The sequence below is a fragment of the Clostridium sp. SY8519 genome, from assembly GCF_000270305.1.
GTDB lineage: Bacteria > Bacillota > Clostridia > Lachnospirales > Lachnospiraceae > SY8519.
This window is the reverse complement of record NC_015737.1, coordinates 2,657,405-2,675,236: the sequence shown is the minus strand read 5'-3', so window position 1 is coordinate 2,675,236 and position 17,832 is coordinate 2,657,405. Positions and strand designations below refer to the sequence as shown.

At 51.6% G+C, this 17,832-nt stretch carries 17 protein-coding genes; all 17 read left to right on the top strand.

All coding sequences use genetic code 11. The annotated features are described in order from the left end of the window. Positions 1 to 124 precede the first annotated feature (124 nt). Positions 125 to 958: a purine-nucleoside phosphorylase gene (locus CXIVA_RS12370; protein WP_013978383.1), complete on the top strand. Its 834-nt coding sequence runs from the start codon at positions 125 to 127 to the stop codon at positions 956 to 958. 27 nt (positions 959 to 985) lie between these two features. Then, positions 986 to 2,269: an amidohydrolase gene (locus CXIVA_RS12365; protein WP_013978382.1), complete on the top strand. Its 1,284-nt coding sequence runs from the start codon at positions 986 to 988 to the stop codon at positions 2,267 to 2,269. Between the two features lie 12 nt (positions 2,270 to 2,281). Then, complete coding sequence (gene rnhA, locus CXIVA_RS12360) at positions 2,282 to 2,758, top strand: ribonuclease HI (RefSeq protein WP_013978381.1); 477 nt, start codon at positions 2,282 to 2,284, stop codon at positions 2,756 to 2,758. 231 nt (positions 2,759 to 2,989) lie between these two features. Continuing rightward, positions 2,990 to 5,614 carry an alanine--tRNA ligase gene (alaS, locus tag CXIVA_RS12355; RefSeq protein WP_347475651.1) on the top strand — a complete coding sequence of 875 codons (2,625 nt, stop codon included), beginning with the start codon at positions 2,990 to 2,992 and terminating at the stop codon, positions 5,612 to 5,614. Between the two features lie 100 nt (positions 5,615 to 5,714). After that, positions 5,715 to 5,891 carry a 30S ribosomal protein S21 gene (gene rpsU, locus CXIVA_RS12350; RefSeq protein WP_013978379.1) on the top strand — a complete coding sequence of 59 codons (177 nt, stop codon included), beginning with the start codon at positions 5,715 to 5,717 and terminating at the stop codon, positions 5,889 to 5,891. A 126-nt stretch (positions 5,892 to 6,017) separates the two neighbouring features. Continuing rightward, the gene (locus CXIVA_RS12345; protein WP_013978378.1) at positions 6,018 to 7,169 is read left to right on the top strand and encodes a phosphopentomutase; all 1,152 of its coding nucleotides are present in this window, start codon (positions 6,018 to 6,020) and stop codon (positions 7,167 to 7,169) included. Between the two features lie 96 nt (positions 7,170 to 7,265). Further along, complete coding sequence (locus tag CXIVA_RS12340; protein ID WP_013978377.1) at positions 7,266 to 8,855, top strand: peptide chain release factor 3; 1,590 nt, start codon at positions 7,266 to 7,268, stop codon at positions 8,853 to 8,855. Between the two features lie 176 nt (positions 8,856 to 9,031). Beyond that, positions 9,032 to 10,099, top strand: coding sequence for a recombinase RecA (recA, locus tag CXIVA_RS12335; protein ID WP_013978376.1), 1,068 nt, complete (start codon positions 9,032 to 9,034; stop codon positions 10,097 to 10,099). 3 nt (positions 10,100 to 10,102) lie between these two features. After that, positions 10,103 to 10,717, top strand: a complete 615-nt coding sequence (locus CXIVA_RS12330) for a regulatory protein RecX (RefSeq protein ID WP_013978375.1) — start codon at positions 10,103 to 10,105, stop codon at positions 10,715 to 10,717. 115 nt (positions 10,718 to 10,832) lie between these two features. Beyond that, positions 10,833 to 12,395: a ribonuclease Y gene (gene rny / locus CXIVA_RS12325; RefSeq protein ID WP_013978374.1), complete on the top strand. Its 1,563-nt coding sequence runs from the start codon at positions 10,833 to 10,835 to the stop codon at positions 12,393 to 12,395. A 226-nt stretch (positions 12,396 to 12,621) separates the two neighbouring features. Continuing rightward, positions 12,622 to 13,374, top strand: coding sequence for an exodeoxyribonuclease III (locus CXIVA_RS12320; protein ID WP_041729159.1), 753 nt, complete (start codon positions 12,622 to 12,624; stop codon positions 13,372 to 13,374). Between the two features lie 36 nt (positions 13,375 to 13,410). Continuing rightward, a complete protein-coding gene (gene epsC, locus CXIVA_RS12315) occupies positions 13,411 to 14,319 on the top strand; it encodes a serine O-acetyltransferase EpsC (RefSeq protein WP_013978372.1) in 909 nt (302 codons plus the stop codon). A gap of 14 nt (positions 14,320 to 14,333) precedes the next feature. After that, positions 14,334 to 14,990 (top strand): signal peptidase I, encoded by a 657-nt coding sequence (gene lepB / locus CXIVA_RS12310; RefSeq protein WP_013978371.1) that lies wholly within the window; start codon positions 14,334 to 14,336, stop codon positions 14,988 to 14,990. Continuing rightward, positions 14,990 to 15,685, top strand: a complete 696-nt coding sequence (locus CXIVA_RS12305; protein ID WP_013978370.1) for a S1 RNA-binding domain-containing protein — start codon at positions 14,990 to 14,992, stop codon at positions 15,683 to 15,685. Before lepB ends, CXIVA_RS12305 begins: the two co-directional genes overlap by 1 nt. Before the next feature lie 75 nt (positions 15,686 to 15,760). Further along, on the top strand, positions 15,761 to 16,234 hold the full coding sequence (locus tag CXIVA_RS12300) for a hypothetical protein (RefSeq protein ID WP_013978369.1): 474 nt from the start codon (positions 15,761 to 15,763) through the stop codon (positions 16,232 to 16,234). Next, complete coding sequence (locus CXIVA_RS12295; RefSeq protein WP_013978368.1) at positions 16,227 to 17,198, top strand: SseB family protein; 972 nt, start codon at positions 16,227 to 16,229, stop codon at positions 17,196 to 17,198. The genes CXIVA_RS12300 and CXIVA_RS12295 overlap by 8 nt, the downstream gene beginning before the upstream one ends. A 196-nt stretch (positions 17,199 to 17,394) precedes the next feature. Beyond that, entirely contained in the window at positions 17,395 to 17,814 is a 420-nt protein-coding gene (gene queD, locus CXIVA_RS12290) for a 6-carboxytetrahydropterin synthase QueD (RefSeq protein WP_013978367.1), read from the top strand. The last annotated feature ends 18 nt before the right edge of the window (positions 17,815 to 17,832 follow it).

Below are 17,832 nucleotides of genomic sequence, written 5' to 3'. Positions count from 1 at the left end.
ACCCACGACCTAAAGGTCATGGGCTTGTAACTGCCCAGTCGTACTAACGACTTGCGTCTCCGACCTTTAACCCCAATAGATATTACTATAAAACCTCATATATACTTTTCAAAGGAGTTAATTTATGAATCCAATTTATGAAAAACTGATGCACTGCTATAAGCAGGTGCGTGAAAAGACTGATTTTGTACCGAAAGTCGCGCTGGTGCTCGGATCGGGACTGGGCGATTACGCTGATCACATCCGGATCGAAGCAGTGGTGGACTATCATGACATTGACGGATTTCCGGTTTCCACTGCGTTGGGCCATAAGGGACGGTTTGTCTTTGGCTATGTCCGGGAGGTCCCTGTGGTGATTATGCAGGGAAGAGTGCATTATTATGAAGGATACGCCATGGAGGACGTGGTGCTGCCGATTCGTCTGATGGGAAAGCTGGGAGCGGAAATCCTTTTCCTGACAAACGCCTCCGGCGGGATCGCGGATGGTATGCAGGCCGGGGATTTTATGCTGATCAGCGATCAGATCGTGGATTTCGTTCCGTCGGTTCTGCGGGGACCGAATATTGAGGAACTGGGTACCAGATTCCCGGATATGAGTGATATATACCGGGCTTCCCTGCGTGAGATTATCCGGAGTACGGCAGCAGATCTGAAGATACCGCTGCGGGAAGGGGTTTATGTGCAGCTGCCGGGACCGAATTACGAGTCGCCGGCGGAAATCAGAATGTGCCGGGCCATCGGCGCGGACGCGGTGGGAATGAGCACAGCCTGCGAGGCAGTGGCGGCCAACCATATGGGAATGAAAGTGTGCGGAATTTCCTGCATTTCCAATCTTGCCGCGGGAATCGCGGAGCATCCCCTGACCCATGCGGAGATCCAGGAGACAGCGGACCGTGTGGCTCCGCTCTTTCGGCAGCTGGTGACCGAATCCATCGTAAATATGGCAGCCGCATTATAATCACGGACAGAAGGAGAACACAGTTACATGAATACACGGTTTTATCACGCGAGAATCCTGCAGACCAATGAGGATGAGACATTTGACGTTATCGAAGGGGAACTCTGGGTAGAAGGCAGCCGCATTGTCTATATCGGAGACGGGCAGAAAAAGCCGGCCCGGGTGCCGGATTTTGACCGGCAGATTGACGTGCAGCGCAATCTGATTATTCCGGGATTTAAAAATGCCCATACGCATACGGCCATGACTTTTCTCCGGTCCTATGCGGATGACCTGCCGCTGCAGGAATGGCTGTTTCACCGGGTTTTCCCCAAAGAGGATCAGCTGACGCCGGAATATGTCTACCACCTGGATATCCTGGGCATTATGGAATATCTTACCAGCGGGATCACTTCCAATTTTGACATGTATTTTTTCCCGCCGGAAAATGCGCAGGCATCCATTGACTGCGGGTTCCGTACCGTTCAGGTCCCCGGGTTCAACGATTTCGGCGGTTCGCTGGATGTGGTGGAGGAGAATTACTATAAAGTCAATGAGATGAGCGACCTGTCCACCTATATGATCGGCTTCCACGCGGAGTACACCACATCCCGGGAGCATATGGAGGGAATCGCGGCTCTGGCGCAGAAGCTGCACTCGCCGGTATTTATGCACAATTCCGAAACCGAGCTGGAAGTGCGGCAGTGCTACGAACGCTACCAGATGTCCCCAACGGAGATCACCGACGCGCTGGGAATGTATGAGTACGGCGGCGGCGGTTATCACTGCGTCTATATGAATGACAAAGATATTGAGATATTCCGCAAAAAGGGACTTTCCGTCGTGACCAATCCGGCCTCCAATCTGAAACTGGCCAGCGGGATCGCGCCGCTGAAGCGCTATACCGATGAGGGAATTAATATCGGAATCGGTACAGACGGACCGGCCAGCAACAATTGCCTGGATATGTTCCGGGAGATGTTTCTGGCGGCCGGCCTGGCAAAAGTACGGGAAAAGGATGCCGAATGCGTCAGCGCGGAAAAAGTGCTGTATATGGCGACTGCCGGAGGCGCCAAGGCCATGGGACTGACCGACTGCGACCGCCTGGCGGAAGGCAAGCTGGCGGATCTGGTGATCCTGGATCTGCAGCAGCCGAATATGCAGCCGGAGAATAATCTGGTAACGAATATTGTATACAGCGGCAGCAAGCAGAACGTGAAGATGACCATGGTCAATGGCCGGATCCTCTATGAAGATCAGAAATTCAATATTGGCATGGATCCCGCAGATGTATACCGCAAAGCGAATGAAATCATCCGCAGCATGAAGTAAGGACACAGCAGCATGAAAGTGACAATCTATACCGATGGTGCCGCCCGGGGAAACCCGGACGGACCGGGCGGATACGGGGTAATCCTGGAATACGTGGACAGAAGCGGAACCCTGCACACCAGGGAACTGTCCGCCGGATACCGGAAAACGACAAACAACCGAATGGAGCTGATGGCGGCAGTTGTGGGGCTGGAGGCCTTAAACCGGCCCTGCCAGGTGGACCTGTATTCAGATTCCAGATATCTGACAGACGCGTTTAATCAGCACTGGATTGACGGCTGGGTCCGCCATGGATGGAAAAAATCAGATAAAAAGCCGGTGAAAAACCGCGCCATCTGGAAACGGCTTTTAGCAGCCATGGAACCCCATTCCGTGACGTTTCACTGGGTGCGGGGGCATGACGGGCATCCGCAGAATGAACGCTGTGACACACTGGCCACTTCCGCCGCGGATGGAGACGAACTGCTGGAGGACGATCTGGGAGACTGACGTCCGGCGGAAGGAAACGGATAGGCGGATATCCGGCGGGAGAAACGGAAAGGCGCAGTTGTATTTCCGCAGGCGCTGTGCTAATATTTAATATGTTGTCTTCTGACTGCTGACCGCAGGCAGAGACAGAAATCAAATTATCTTATTTTTTCATCCGGAGCCCTTTCCGGAGGGAAAATACTGTTTGGAGGAAACGCTGTGAAAGCTTATGGAGTAAATGAGTTACGAAGAATGTTTCTTGACTTTTTCAAGTCCAAAGATCATCTCACGGTGCCGAGCTACTCGCTGGTGCCGCACAATGACAAGAGTCTTCTGCTGATTAATGCAGGTATGGCTCCGCTGAAACCGTACTTTACCGGACAGGAGATTCCGCCGAAACGGCGCATGGCGACCTGTCAGAAGTGTGTGCGCACCGGTGATATTGAAAATGTGGGAAAAACGGCCCGGCATCTGACCTTTTTTGAGATGCTCGGAAATTTTTCGTTTGGAGATTACTTCAAGACAGAGGCCCTGCACTGGTCCTGGGAATTTCTGACAGAAGTTGTGGGACTGGATCCGGAGCGTCTCTATCCGTCCATTTTCTTTGAAGATGACGAGGCATTTCGGATCTGGACCGAAGAGATCGGTGTGCCGGCGGAAAAAATCACACGTTTCTACCGGGATGAAGACGGAAAGAGTGACAATTTCTGGGAACATGGGGCAGGTCCCTGCGGTCCGTGCTCTGAGATTTACTATGACCGGGGCGAAAAATACGGCTGCGGCAGACCGGACTGCAAAGTAGGCTGTGAATGCGACCGTTATATGGAAGTGTGGAATGATGTGTTCACACAGTTTGAAAGTGACGGAAAGGGAAATTACACCGAACTGGCGCAGAAGAATATTGATACCGGCATGGGACTGGAGCGTCTGGCAGTGGTCGTGCAGGATGTGGATTCTGTCTTTGACATTGATACGATGAAGGCCATTCGGGACCGGGTATGCCAGCTTTCGGGAACCACGTATCATACCGATGCCATGAATGACGTATCCATCCGTCTGATTACCGATCACATCCGTTCTTCTGTATTTATGATTTCAGACGGTATTACACCGACGAATGAAGGCAGAGGCTATGTGCTGCGCCGTCTGATCCGCCGCGCGGCAAGACATGGCCGTATGCTGGGGATTGACGGAGTCTTTCTGGCAGAACTGAGCAAAACGGTAATTGCCGAGTGCGAAGACGGCTATCCGGAACTGGAAGAGCGCCGGGAGTTTATTTTCAAAGTCCTGACTCAGGAAGAGGAACAGTTCGCAAAAACCATTGACCAGGGTCTGTCGATTCTGGAAAAGATCCAGAAGACCATGCAGGAAAACGGCAGCAAAGTGATGACTGGCGAAGATATGTTCCGGCTGTATGATACCTATGGATTCCCGCCGGACTTGACAGAAGAAATCCTGCAGGAAAAAGGACTGACGGCAGATTACGAGGGATTCCGAAAAGAGATGGAGCATCAGCGGGAGACTGCCCGCAAGGCCCGCAAAACCACAAACTACATGGGAGCGGACGTGACTGTTTACGAATCTATCGATCCGGCGGTCACTTCGAAGTTTACCGGTTATGACACCCTGAGCCAGAAGTCTCCGGTAACAGTCCTGACGACAGAAAATGAGATCACTGAATCTCTGACCGAAGGACAGAACGGCACGATCTTTACCAAAGAAACACCGTTTTATGCCACCATGGGCGGCCAGACGGCCGATACCGGTGTCATCGAGGGACCGGAAGGGGTCTTTGAAGTAGAGGATACCATCCATCTGCTGGGCGGTAAGATCGGACATATCGGCCAGGTGAAAAGCGGTATCATCCGCAACGGCGACACAGTGACCCTGACTGTAGATGCCCGCAGAAGAAGCCTGATCGCAAGAAACCACAGTGCCACCCATCTGCTGCAGAAAGCCCTGCAGACTGTTCTGGGCGATCATGTACAGCAGAAAGGCTCTGATGTAAATGAGCAGAGACTCCGGTTCGATTTTACCCATTTTTCAGCCATGACCGAAGAGGAAATCCGCCGGACCGAAGATCTGGTAAACCAGGAGATCCAGAAGGCACTTCCGGTTGTCACAGAGGTTATGAGCCTGGAAGACGCGAAAAAATCCGGTGCCATGGCACTGTTTGGTGAAAAATACGGAGAAAGTGTACGTGTAGTGGAAATGGGAGATTTCTCCCGGGAACTCTGCGGCGGTACACATGTGGCAAACACATCCTCCATTGCGGCTTTCCGCATTATTTCAGAAAGCGGAGTGGCCTCCGGTGTACGCCGGATTGAAGCGCTGACTTCGGAAGCGCTGTTCGCATATTACAATGATATGGAACAGAAGCTGAAAGAGGCGGCTCAGCTGCTGAAAACCACGCCTTCGGAGGTCGCTGAAAAAATCAGCCATCTGCAGAATGAAGTCAAGGAGCTCCATGGAGAACTAGAATCCTTAAAGAGCAGGGAAGCGAAGGCGGCATTAGGCGATGTGTCCGGTGAGATCCGGGAGATCGCAGGCATCCGTCTGATCGCCAAAGCTGTGGACGGCGTGGATATGAACGGCCTGCGGGAGCTGGGCGATTCCCTGAAAGAACAGCTGGGTGAAGGCGTGGTCCTTCTGGCATCCGCGGTCGGCGGAAAAGTGAGCCTGGTTGCCATGGCGACGGATGGAGCCGTAAAGGCAGGCGCCCATGCAGGCAATTTAATCAAAGCGGTAGCCGGTATGGTCGGAGGAGGCGGCGGCGGCCGTCCGAATATGGCCCAGGCAGGAGGAAAGAATCCGGCCGGAATTCCGGAGGCCGTAGCTGCTGCAGAAGAAATTCTTGCAAATCAGCTGAAAAAATAGCTTGACGAATATTGGATTTATGATATAATTGGTTTCGTGCAAAATTACCCAAACAGTTGAATATGCACAATACGCAACTGGAGGGAGGTTAGGTGGTTCTATGTCAAATGTAATCGTTAAAGAAAACGAATCTTTGGATAGTGCATTACGCCGTTTTAAGCGTAACTGCGCGAAAGCCGGAATCCAGCAGGAGATCCGCAAAAGAGAGCATTACGAGAAACCAAGCGTAAAGCGTAAAAAGAAATCCGAAGCAGCGAGAAAACGCAAATACAAATAAGAATCAGAGGGATCGGTTCTTATTCCAACAGCTCAGAGCCAGACTCTGAGCTGTTTTGTTGTCCTCTGTTCCGGCAGCAGACAGACTGGCGGGGGCCGGCAGGACAGAAAAGTCAGGAGGCGGATGATGAAGCGAGTATTTCTTATTGTACTGGACAGTGCGGGAATCGGTGAGATGCCGGATGCGGCAGAATTCGGCGACGCAGGAAGCAATACCCTGCTGAGCTGTTCGAAAAGCCGGTATTTTCATATGCCGAATATGGGAAAACTGGGATATTTTAATATTGACGGAGTGACCTGCGGGACACCGTCTGCGCATCCGGAAGGAGCTTTTGCCCGCCTGGCAGAGCGTTCCAAAGGCAAGGATACAACGACCGGGCACTGGGAGATTGCGGGACTGATTTCCGACCGTCCGATGCCCACGTTCCCCAACGGATTCCCGGAATCTTTTATTCATCGGTTTGAAAAAGCGATCGGGAGGAAAACCTTGGTGAACCGCCCTTATTCCGGTACGGATGTCATCCGGGATTACGGGGAAGAGCATATGAAGACAGGGGCGCTGATCGTCTACACATCCGCGGATTCCGTATTTCAGATCGCGGCCCACGAAGAGGTAGTGCCGGTGGATCAGCTGTACCAGTACTGTGAAACGGCCCGTGCCATGCTGACCGGAGACCTTGCGGTGGGCCGGGTGATCGCGCGGCCTTTTGTCGGCACACCGGGTAATTTCACCCGTACATCCCGCCGGCATGATTTTTCTCTGGAGCCGACCGGGACGACGATGCTGGATCAGATCAGCGGCAGCGGCATGGATGTCCTGGCAGTAGGCAAAATCAACGATATCTTCGCAGGAAGAGGCGTGACGGATTTTGTGCGTACGGCGGGCAATGCGGAGGGCATAGACCGCACACTGGAATGGATGGACCGGGAGTTTCACGGACTGTGCTTTACCAATCTGGTGGACTTTGATATGCTGTACGGCCACAGAAATGACGTAGACGGCTACGCGAAGGCGCTGAGTTACTTCGACAGCCGCCTTCCGGAACTGTTGGCAAAGCTTGGAGCGGATGATCTGCTGATGATTACTGCGGATCACGGATGCGACCCGGCCACGCCTTCCACGGATCATTCCAGGGAATACATTCCCCTGGTGATCGCGGGACCAAAGGCAGCTGCAGGAACAAATTACGGCACCAGAAGTACCTTCGCGGATATTGGCGCCACCGTGCTGTCCTGGTTGGAAATTCCCAGAAAGATTGCCGGCACGCCGCTGTTTTAGACATGGGCCGGAGGGGAAGCAGGTGAAAGCCGGAGGACAGAGGCGGAACCGAAGCCTGTACCCGGCAGTTTGAAAAGAAAATATGGAGTAAGCAGTTTGACAGATTACAGAAAAGAAATAGAAAGAAGAAGAACCTTCGCGATCATTTCGCATCCGGATGCCGGAAAGACCACACTGACAGAAAAATTCCTGCTGTACGGCGGGGCGATTAACCAGGCCGGTTCCGTAAAAGGGAAGGCCACAGCGCGCCATGCGGTTTCGGACTGGATGGAAATCGAGAAACAGCGAGGAATTTCGGTCACTTCTTCGGTACTTCAGTTTGAGTACGAAAATTACTGCATTAATATCCTGGATACACCGGGACATCAGGACTTTTCCGAAGACACTTACCGTACGCTGATGGCGGCGGACTCCGCTGTCATGGTGATTGACGGGTCCAAAGGCGTGGAGGCACAGACCAGAAAGCTGTTTAAGGTCTGCGTCATGCGGCATATCCCCATCTTTACCTTTATCAACAAGATGGACCGTGACGCGAAAGATACCTTTGAGCTTATGGATGAAATTGAGAAAGAGCTGGGCATCGAAACCTGTCCCGTGAACTGGCCGATCGGTTCCGGCAAAAATTTCCGGGGCGTCTACGACCGGGCAAGCCAGACGGTTATGACCTTTTCTGACACACGGAAAGGCACCAAAGAGGGCACAGAGACAGATCTGGGCATTGACAGCCCAGAACTGAAAGAATTGATCGGCGCGGAAGCCAGAGAGCAGCTCCTGGACGAAATCGAACTGTTAGACGGCGCCAGCGCGGAATTTGACCAGGAAAAAGTATCCGCGGGGGAACTGTCCCCGGTGTTTTTCGGATCCGCGCTGACCAATTTCGGCGTCGAGACATTTCTGAAGCACTTCCTGGCCATGACCACTTCCCCGCTGGCCAGAAAGTCCAGCGCAGGCATGATTGATCCGTTTGCGGACACGTTCAGCGCCTTTGTGTTTAAAATTCAGGCAAATATGAACAAAGCCCACCGGGACCGTATCGCGTTTATGCGGATCTGTTCCGGAAAATACGAACCGGGCATGGAGGTTTTTCATGTGCAGGGCGGCAAACAGATCAAACTGGCCCAGTCCCAGCAGCTGATGGCGCAGGAAAGAAAAATACTGGAAGAGGCCTATGCCGGTGATATCATCGGCGTGTTTGACCCGGGCATTTTTTCCATTGGTGATACTCTGACTACCGCAAAGGAAAAATTCGAATTCGAGGGAATCCCCACATTCGCGCCGGAACATTTTGCCCGGGTGCGCCAGATCGATACCATGAAGCGGAAACAGTTTGTCAAGGGCATCTATCAGATCGCCCAGGAAGGCGCCATTCAGATTTTCCGTGAGCATGATGCCGGTATGGAGGAAATTATCGTAGGCGTGGTAGGCGTGCTGCAGTTTGATGTGCTGAAGTTCCGCCTGGAGAAGGAGTACGGCGTGGAAATCCGTCTGGAAAACCTTCCCTATGAATACATCCGGTGGATTGAAAATGAGACCATTGATCTGGAACATCTGACCGGTACTTCGGATATGAAAAAGATCGAAGATCTGAAGGGACGCCCCCTTCTCCTGTTTGTAAATTCCTGGAGTATCGGAATGACGCTGGAGCGCAATGAAGGTCTGGTCCTCGCGGAATTTGGTAAAAACTGACATTGACGGCTTTCTCCGGATCGGGATAAGATGAGAGTGCAGCGCGGCTGCACTCTTTTTTCTGATGGTGCGCCCGGAATCGAACACGGATTCGAAAACCGTTGACTTTGCAGAAAGAGTGTAATATAGTTAATACAATACAAGCGAACGCTAGTTCGAAAAAGGAGAAAGAATCTATGGCAAAAGATGATAAATTAAAGGCACTGGACGCGGCGATCAGCCAGATTGAGAAGCAGTACGGCAAGGGCGCGATCATGAAACTCGGCGATTCCGGCGCGGCACTGAACGTGGAGACTATCCCCACCGGCTCCATCAGCCTGGACATTGCGCTGGGACTGGGCGGGATTCCCCGCGGCCGTGTGATTGAGGTGTACGGCCCGGAATCCAGCGGCAAGACCACGGTTGCCCTGCATATGGTTGCGGAAGTGCAGAAGCGGGGCGGCATTGCCGGATTTATTGACGCGGAGCACGCGCTGGATCCGGCTTATGCGCGTAACATAGGCGTAGATATCGACAATCTTTACATTTCCCAGCCGGACAATGGCGAGCAGGCGCTGGAGATTACAGAGACCATGGTTCGTTCCGGCGCTGTGGATATTGTGATCGTGGACTCGGTGGCGGCACTGGTGCCAAAGGCGGAAATCGACGGCGAAATGGGGGATTCCCATGTGGGTCTGCAGGCCCGCCTGATGTCCCAGGCACTGCGGAAACTCACCGGAGTGATCGCCAAGTCCAATTGTACGGTGATCTTTATCAATCAGCTGCGTGAGAAGGTAGGCGTGATGTTCGGTAATCCGGAGACCACCACCGGCGGCCGCGCGCTGAAGTTCTATTCCTCTATCCGCATGGATGTGCGGCGGATTGAGGCGATTAAGCAGAACGGCGAAAATGTGGGCAACCGTACCAGGATTAAAGTCGTAAAGAATAAGATCGCGCCGCCGTTTAAGGAAGCAGAATTCGATATCATGTTCGGACAGGGGATTTCCCGGGAAGGGGATGTGCTGGATCTGGCGGCCAAGTGTGAAGTCGTGGATAAATCCGGTGCATGGTACTCTTACCATGGAGAAAAGATCGGACAGGGCAGGGAGAATGCCAAGGCATTTCTGCGGGAGCATACCGACATTTTTGATGAGATTGAACGTCAGGTACGTGTCGCGTACGGCCTGGAAGAACCGGAAGAAGCCAGGACAGCAGGAGCGGACCCGGATGCCGTAAGCGCGGCAGGCAGTCCGCAGGAACAGTAAATCATGGAGATTACAGAGATTTCACCGGCGAAAAACGGACGCAGAGTGGTGTCGCTGGAGGACGGAAGCAGTTTTCCGCTATACAGCCGCGAAGTATCCGTATACGCGCTTCGGGCCGGTTCGGAGATTGCGCAGGAGAGCCTGGAGGAGATTTTCAGGGATGTTCTGCTTCCCCGGGCGAAAAAGCGCCTGATGTATCTGCTGCAGCGGCAGGACCGGACGGAATATCAGCTGCGGGATAAACTGCGCCGGGACGGCTATCCGGAAACGGTGGCAGATGAGGCGGTTTCCTATGTGAAATCCTACCATTATGTGGATGATTACCGCTATGCCTGCGCTTATATCAGCAGCCAGCAGCAGACAAAAAGCAGGAATCGGATCCGGGCAGGACTGCGGCAGAGGGGGATTTCCGCGGAACTGATCGAGCAGGCGCTGGAAGAAGTGTACGAAACAGAAGAAGAGGAGCTGATTGCCCGGCTTCTGGTCAGGAAAAAATATGATCCGGAGACTGCGGATTACCGAGAAAAAGGCAGAATATACCGGTTCCTTGCCGGCCGGGGATTTTCTTCCGATGCCATCCGGCGGGTGATGGAACAGCAGCGGAATAACTGCCGCTGACCTTGACAGATGCGCCAAAAAAGGATACTATTAGAACGTTGTAATTTATGATCGAATGGAAGCAATTTTACAGTTCGTTATATGTACAATGAAAATGAAATAAGGAGGTGCTCCTGTGGCCAGTAATCCGATTATCGTCACAATAATCGCAGTAGCAATTGCAGCCGTAGCAGCATTCTTCATCGCGTATGCAGCTGCCAAATCCAAGATGGAAAAGGACGCGGCAGCCAAGATCGGAAGTGCGGAAGACCGTGCCCGCGCCATTATTGACGAAGCTGTCAAAACAGCGGAAGGCAAAAAACGCGAGGCGCTGCTGGAGGCGAAGGAGGAATCGATCAGGTCGAAAAACGAACTTGACCGTGAAATCAAGGACCGCCGGCAGGAGGTATCCCGTGCAGAACGCCGCGTCGAGCAGAAAGAAGCCAATTTGGACAAAAAGATTGACGCGCAGGAACGGCGGGAAAAAGATTTTGCAGTACGTGAGGAGAAGCTGAAAGCTACCCAGGCGGAAGTTGCCAAACTGAATGAGCAGCGCATACAGGAACTGGAACGAATCTCCGGATTAACCTCCGAACAGGCAAAAGAGTATCTGTTAAAAAGCGTAGAAGAAGATGTAAAGCTTGACACAGCTAAGATGATTAAAGAGCTGGAAAGTCAGGCAAAGGAAGAAGCCGGAAGGAAAGCCAAGGAATACGTGGTTAATGCCATTCAGAAGTGTGCGGCGGACCACGCGTCCGAAGCGACGATTTCTGTCGTGGAACTTCCGAACGATGAGATGAAAGGGCGTATTATCGGGCGGGAAGGACGGAATATCCGCACGCTTGAGACGATGACAGGCATCGACCTGATTGTGGACGATACGCCGGAAGCCGTGATCTTATCCGGCTTTGATCCTATCAGAAGAGAAGTGGCGCGCGTTGCCCTTGAAAAACTGATCGTAGACGGACGGATTCATCCGGCCCGCATCGAGGAAATGGTGGAAAAGGCACAGAAAGAAGTAGAGACCATGATCCGTGAGGAAGGAGAATCTGCTGCTTTGGAAGTTGGCGTGCATGGCATCCACCCGGAACTGATCCGGCTTTTGGGCCGCATGAAGTTCCGTACAAGCTACGGACAGAATGCGCTGAAGCATTCCATCGAAGTTGCTCAGATCACCGGTCTTTTAGCCGGCGAAATCGGCGAAGATGTGCGCATTGCAAAACGTGCGGGACTGCTTCATGACATCGGCAAATCCGTGGACCACGAGATGGAGGGATCCCACATCCAGATTGGTGTGGACCTCTGCCGGAAGTTTAAGGAATCCCCGATTGTGATCAATGCAGTCGCATCCCATCATGGGGATACCGAACCGGAATCCCTGATTGCGTGTCTGGTGCAGGCTGCAGATGCAATTTCTGCTGCACGGCCGGGTGCCCGCAGAGAAACTATTGATACATATTCTAATCGCTTACAGAAACTCGAAGACATCACGAATAGTTTCAAAGGTGTCGAAAAATCTTTTGCTGTTCAGGCAGGCAGAGAAATCCGCGTGATGGTCGTTCCAGACCAGATCAGTGATGCTGACATGGTACTTCTTGCCCGTGATATTTCCAAGCAGATTGAAGCTGAACTGGAATATCCGGGACAGATTAAAGTAAATGTGATCCGTGAAAGCAGAGTGGTCGATTATGCGAAGTAACTGTTTCAGTTAACAAGAAGAGAATGAAGCCAGAATCCGGTAATTACGCAACCGGATTCCGGCTTTTTTCATTTCCCGGAACGATTCTTAATATTCCTATCGGAGGACTATGAATTATGCGGTAAGTGTGGAAGAATGCATGGGAATGTGCTATACTGATTTCGCTTATGTACATTTGAAAACTTTGAAATGCATAAGAAAGCAGAAGAATCGGAGAAGAATTGGAATGAAATTTATTTCCTGGAATGTAAATGGAATCCGTGCATGTGTAAACAAGGGATTTCTGGATTATTTTCATGCGGCAGACGCAGACATTTTCTGTCTGCAGGAGACAAAGCTGCAGGAGGGCCAGCTTGCGCTGGATCTGGAAGGATACTTCCAGTACTGGAATTACGCGGAAAAGAAGGGCTATTCCGGTACGGCGGTTTTCACAAAGGAAGAACCCCTGTCGGTATCCTACGGCCTCGGGATCGAGGCGCATGACCAGGAAGGACGTGTGATAACCCTGGAATACGAGACTTTTTATTTTGTGACGGTATACACACCGAACTCCCAGAGCGAACTGAAACGCCTGGATTACCGTATGGAATGGGAAGATGATTTCCGGGCTTATCTCACCGGCCTGGACAGGGAGAAACCTGTGATTGTATGCGGTGATATGAATGTGGCCCATCAGGAGATTGATCTGAAAAACCCGAAAACCAACCGCAAAAACGCCGGATTTACGGATGAAGAGCGGCAGAAGTTCACAGAGCTGCTGGATTCCGGGTGGATTGATACCTGGCGTTATTTTTATCCGGATCAGGAGGGGGTTTATTCCTGGTGGTCCTACCGGTTCAAAGCCCGGGAGAAAAACGCCGGATGGAGAATTGACTATTTCCTGGTATCTGACAGGCTGAAGGATCGTCTGACAGATGCAAAGATTCATACAGAAGTGATGGGATCCGATCACTGTCCGGTGGAACTGGATCTGAACTGATGATCGCACCATACTATACAGCAGGAGTACGAGAAGATGAATAATAATATTGACTATATTGTGGAAGATCTGGTGGAGAATTATAAAAAGACGCCCAGCACCGCAAAGATCAATGGAATGACACAGCCCAACAGAGACGTGATCAAGGGAATTATCGCCAATCTGCAGAAGCTTACCTTTCCCGGATATTTTGAGCAGAAACATCTGAAAGAAGAGACGATTTCCTACCATGTGGGCAATCTGGTAGAAGATATTCACTATAATCTTCGGAAGCAGATTATCAAGGCAAGCCTGTGCTGCGGCAGACAGACGGAGATCTGCGAGGAAAAGCGGGAGATGGAGGCAAACAAGATCTGCCTGAAATTCCTGGAAAGCATCAGCAGTGTCAGGGAAGTGCTGGCCACCGATGTGCAGGCGGCATATGACGGGGATCCGGCAGCCTACAGCATGGATGAGATTATTTATTCCTATCCCGGGCTGTATGCGATTATGGTATATCGGTATGCCCATGAACTGTATAAACTGGAGGTACCGCTGATTCCCCGGATTATGACGGAACATGCCCATGGAAGAACCGGAATCGATATTCATCCGGGTGCCATCATCGGCAGATATTTCTTTATCGACCACGGCACCGGCATTGTCATCGGTGAGACCACAATCATCGGTGAGCATGTCAAAGTATATCAGGGCGTGACTCTGGGCGGGCTTTCCACCAGCGCCGGCCAGCTGCTGAAAGGGGTCAAACGGCATCCCACGATTGAAGACAATGTCACCATCTATGCCGGCGCATCCATTCTCGGCGGAGAATCCGTGATCGGCCATGATGTCACCATTGGCAGCAACGCGTTTGTAACGAAATCTGTTCCAGCCAACAGCAGAGTGGTATCCAGAAATAACGGAACCAAATACCACAGTGACGCAGAATCATCTGACCGAAATTAGGGAAAGAGGCGACTATGAGCGAGAATACAACTCCAAAGCAGAAAGATTCCGAACCCCAGGCAAAGTCAGACAGAAAAAAAGAAATATTCAGCTGGATTCGCACCTTTGCCATTACCATTGGTGTGGCGCTGGTGCTGATCTTTTTTGTATTTATCAATGCCACGGTGCCTTCCGCTTCCATGGAGAATACGATTAAGACCGGAAGCCGGCTGATTGGGTTCCGGTTCAGTTACTGGTTTTCCAGCCCCAAACGGGGAGACATTATTCTTTTTCGTTTTCCCCTGGATGAGTCGGAAACCTATATCAAGCGGGTCATCGGGCTTCCGGGCGAAACGGTGACAATTCATGACGGCAAAGTATATATCGACGATTCCGAACAGCCTCTGACAGAAAACTACCTGAAGGAGACCTGGACCTGGAAGACGGGGGATTATACTTTTGAAGTGCCGGAAGATTCTTATTTTGTAATGGGTGACAACCGGAATGATTCTGAAGATTCCAGAAGCTGGGCCGAAGACGCCATCCTGGAAGGAAAAGCAACGACAGAAAAGGAAGCGAATCAATATTCTTTTGTCAAAAAGAGCGCGATTAAAGGAAAAGCCATCTGGGTATATTACAAATCCCCGCATCTTCTGACAGGCACTGCGGATTACGGAAAGGAGCAGAAGTAATGGAAGAAAGTATGAAAGATTTTGAAAAAGAACTGGAAGAATCCTATAAAACCATGGGGGACGGTGTGCACGATACGGATGAGCTGCTGGCCTGGGAAAAGATTGGGAAAGACAAGGAAGCGGGCACCGATCTGGAAGTGGAGATTTCCGGTATCGTCAATAAAGGCGTCATCGCTCTGGTAGAGGGAATACGCGGATTTATTCCCGCCTCCCGTTTGTCTCTCCGGCATGTCAGCGATCTGAACGAATGGCTGGGCAGGACGGTGCGCGTCCGGGTCATTGAAGCGGATCCGGAGAGAAATAAACTGGTGCTATCCGCCCGTGAGATTCTGCGGGAGGAGCGGGACAGCCAGCGTGCCCGCAGAGTTTCCGAAATCAAGACAGGTACCGTGCTGGAGGGAAAGGTAGAGACCATCAAAGACTACGGCGCGTTTATCGATCTGGGGGACGGCGTTTCCGGCCTTCTGCATATTTCTCAGATTGCACGGGAACGGATCAAACATCCTTCTGACCGGCTGAAGGAAGGGGATACGGTGACTGTGAAAGTCATCAGCAATAAAGACGGAAAAATCGGACTCAGCATCCGGGCGCTTCTGGAAGAAAAACAGAGAGAAGAAGAGGTCAAAGTGGATCTTCCGGAAAGCGAAGCGATCGGCACCAGTCTGGGCGATCTGCTGAAAAATATCAACTTGTAAGAAACACACCGGCAGACCTGCAAAGCTGCTTAGCCGCGCGTATCTGCCGGCTTTTTCCGGGAGGCGGAATTTAAGATGGCAAATAAGATTGTACATGAAAAAGGCAAAGCGTTTGATGTATCTTCCATGCATGGCAAATGGTGCAACATTACATTCGTGGGAAATGATATCGGCTATGCGCAGGTGGGAATTATCGGCTCAGGCAGAGATTACATTTATTTCCAGTATAAAGACCGCAAAGGAATTGCAGCCAAATCCTTTATCAAAGATCTGACGGAATGCCGCATGAATGAACGGAAGCTGAAACGGCAGCAGGAACTTATTGTGGAGGAAAACTGGGACGAAGGGAAAAATCCCTATGAGATGTTTCTGGGAAAACGCTGTGATATCCACATTCATTCCACCCATATGTTCGAAGGAAATCCGGGCCTTTTCGCGGCACTGATTCTGGAGACGGAGCAGGGCAGAGTGACCGTCAAGGAAAACGGCAAAACCTTTGATCTGAATCAGTATATGATAACCGGCATGATGGAGAGTCAGTATGAGTAAACAAAGAGTAAATGATGAGGCGCTGAATATCAGCAATCCGGAGCTGGACGCGGCGATTGCCGCATTTCAGAAAGAGGCTACCCGGGACAATCTGGTGCGTCTGATGACGACTATTCGCACGGCGCGTCTGCTGATTCCGGCGAAGTTTCATTCGGAACTGACCCCGGCGCAGCAGGAGGTCATCAACCGGGGCGAGCTGTTTGAAAAAGGCAAAGCTCCGGAGATGCATCCGATTCTCGTGGAAAATCAGAACAAAGAGCAGTTTGCCCCTGCGTTTACATCCCGGGAAGCGCTGGATGCGTCCGATGAGGAGTATCCGGTAGTGATTAATGTGAATTTTGATGAAGTGATGCGGATCGCTTCCCAGGAAGTGCTTCAGCTCAAGGGCATTCTTCTGAATCCCTATACCTCCAAGATGGTGCTGCACCCGAATTTCATCACGGCCATGCAGGAGATGAACCAGAACCTTGCGGCGGCGGAGGCGGAAGGAACCAAAGAGGTGCAGATGTCTCTGGCGGAGTTTGTTGTGTTTGCAAGGAAAAACGTCGAGTACGGCATTCTTCCGAAACTGCTGATGACCCGGACCGAGGAGTTTATGAAACAGCTGGATAAGGAGCGGGAAGCCTTTGTCCTAAAGCTGTATCAGGAGCCTTATGGAGAAAATATTCCGTGCAGTTACGGCGCCTCAGACTTCGATGTAATGCTGCTGAATGTGGATGAGGATACGGCGGTGGCATCCATTGATGTACCGGTTCCTTCGGAAGAGGGACTTGCGCATGCCCTGTATGTAGTGTATAATCCGAAAACGAAACAGGCGAGATATTTCATTATCGCATGCGGAACGGAAGATCAGGAAAATCAGCTGATTGAGCTGGATCACACGGGTGAGCAGAAAAACCTGGGTGACGCGCCGGCATTGGGCAGCGGATTGTACTACATCCTTGATCTGATCAAAGAAAACTGATTGTGAAAACGGACAGTTCGTTGGCACCATCCTGTCCTTAAAAAAAACCAGGGCTGTACAGAAGCATAGGAACAGGAAATGAGCCATTCATTGTCCGTCGGGCTGCTGCAGCGCACTGGTAGAAATCAGTTTGCTGCAGCTTTTTTATCTGCGAGAAATTGCAGCATCCGGAATTACAGACGCGGAAGGAGCAAATATGTACAGAATACAGACGGAGACACATTTTGACGCGGCGCATTTCCTGGCCGGATATCAGGGAAAATGCAGGAATCTTCACGGCCATCGCTGGCGGGTGGTGGTACAGATCAGCCGGGAGGGGCTGCGTCAGGATCCCCAGGATACGGGGATGGTGGAAGATTTTTCAACGGTGAAAGACGCGCTGAAGGAAATCAGCGCCTACTTCGACCATTCGCTGATTTATGAAAAAAACAGTATGAAGGATACGACAGTTGCCGCGCTGGAGAGCGAAGGATTTCTCCTGCGGGAGGTGGAGTTCCGCCCCACAGCGGAAAATTTTGCCAAAGACATTTTTGACCGACTGACTGCCCTTCAGTTTCCGGTCAGTGCAGTGGAAGTGTATGAAACGCCGAACAACTGCGCAATCTATGAAGCATAGGAGTCCGGCAGGCACCGG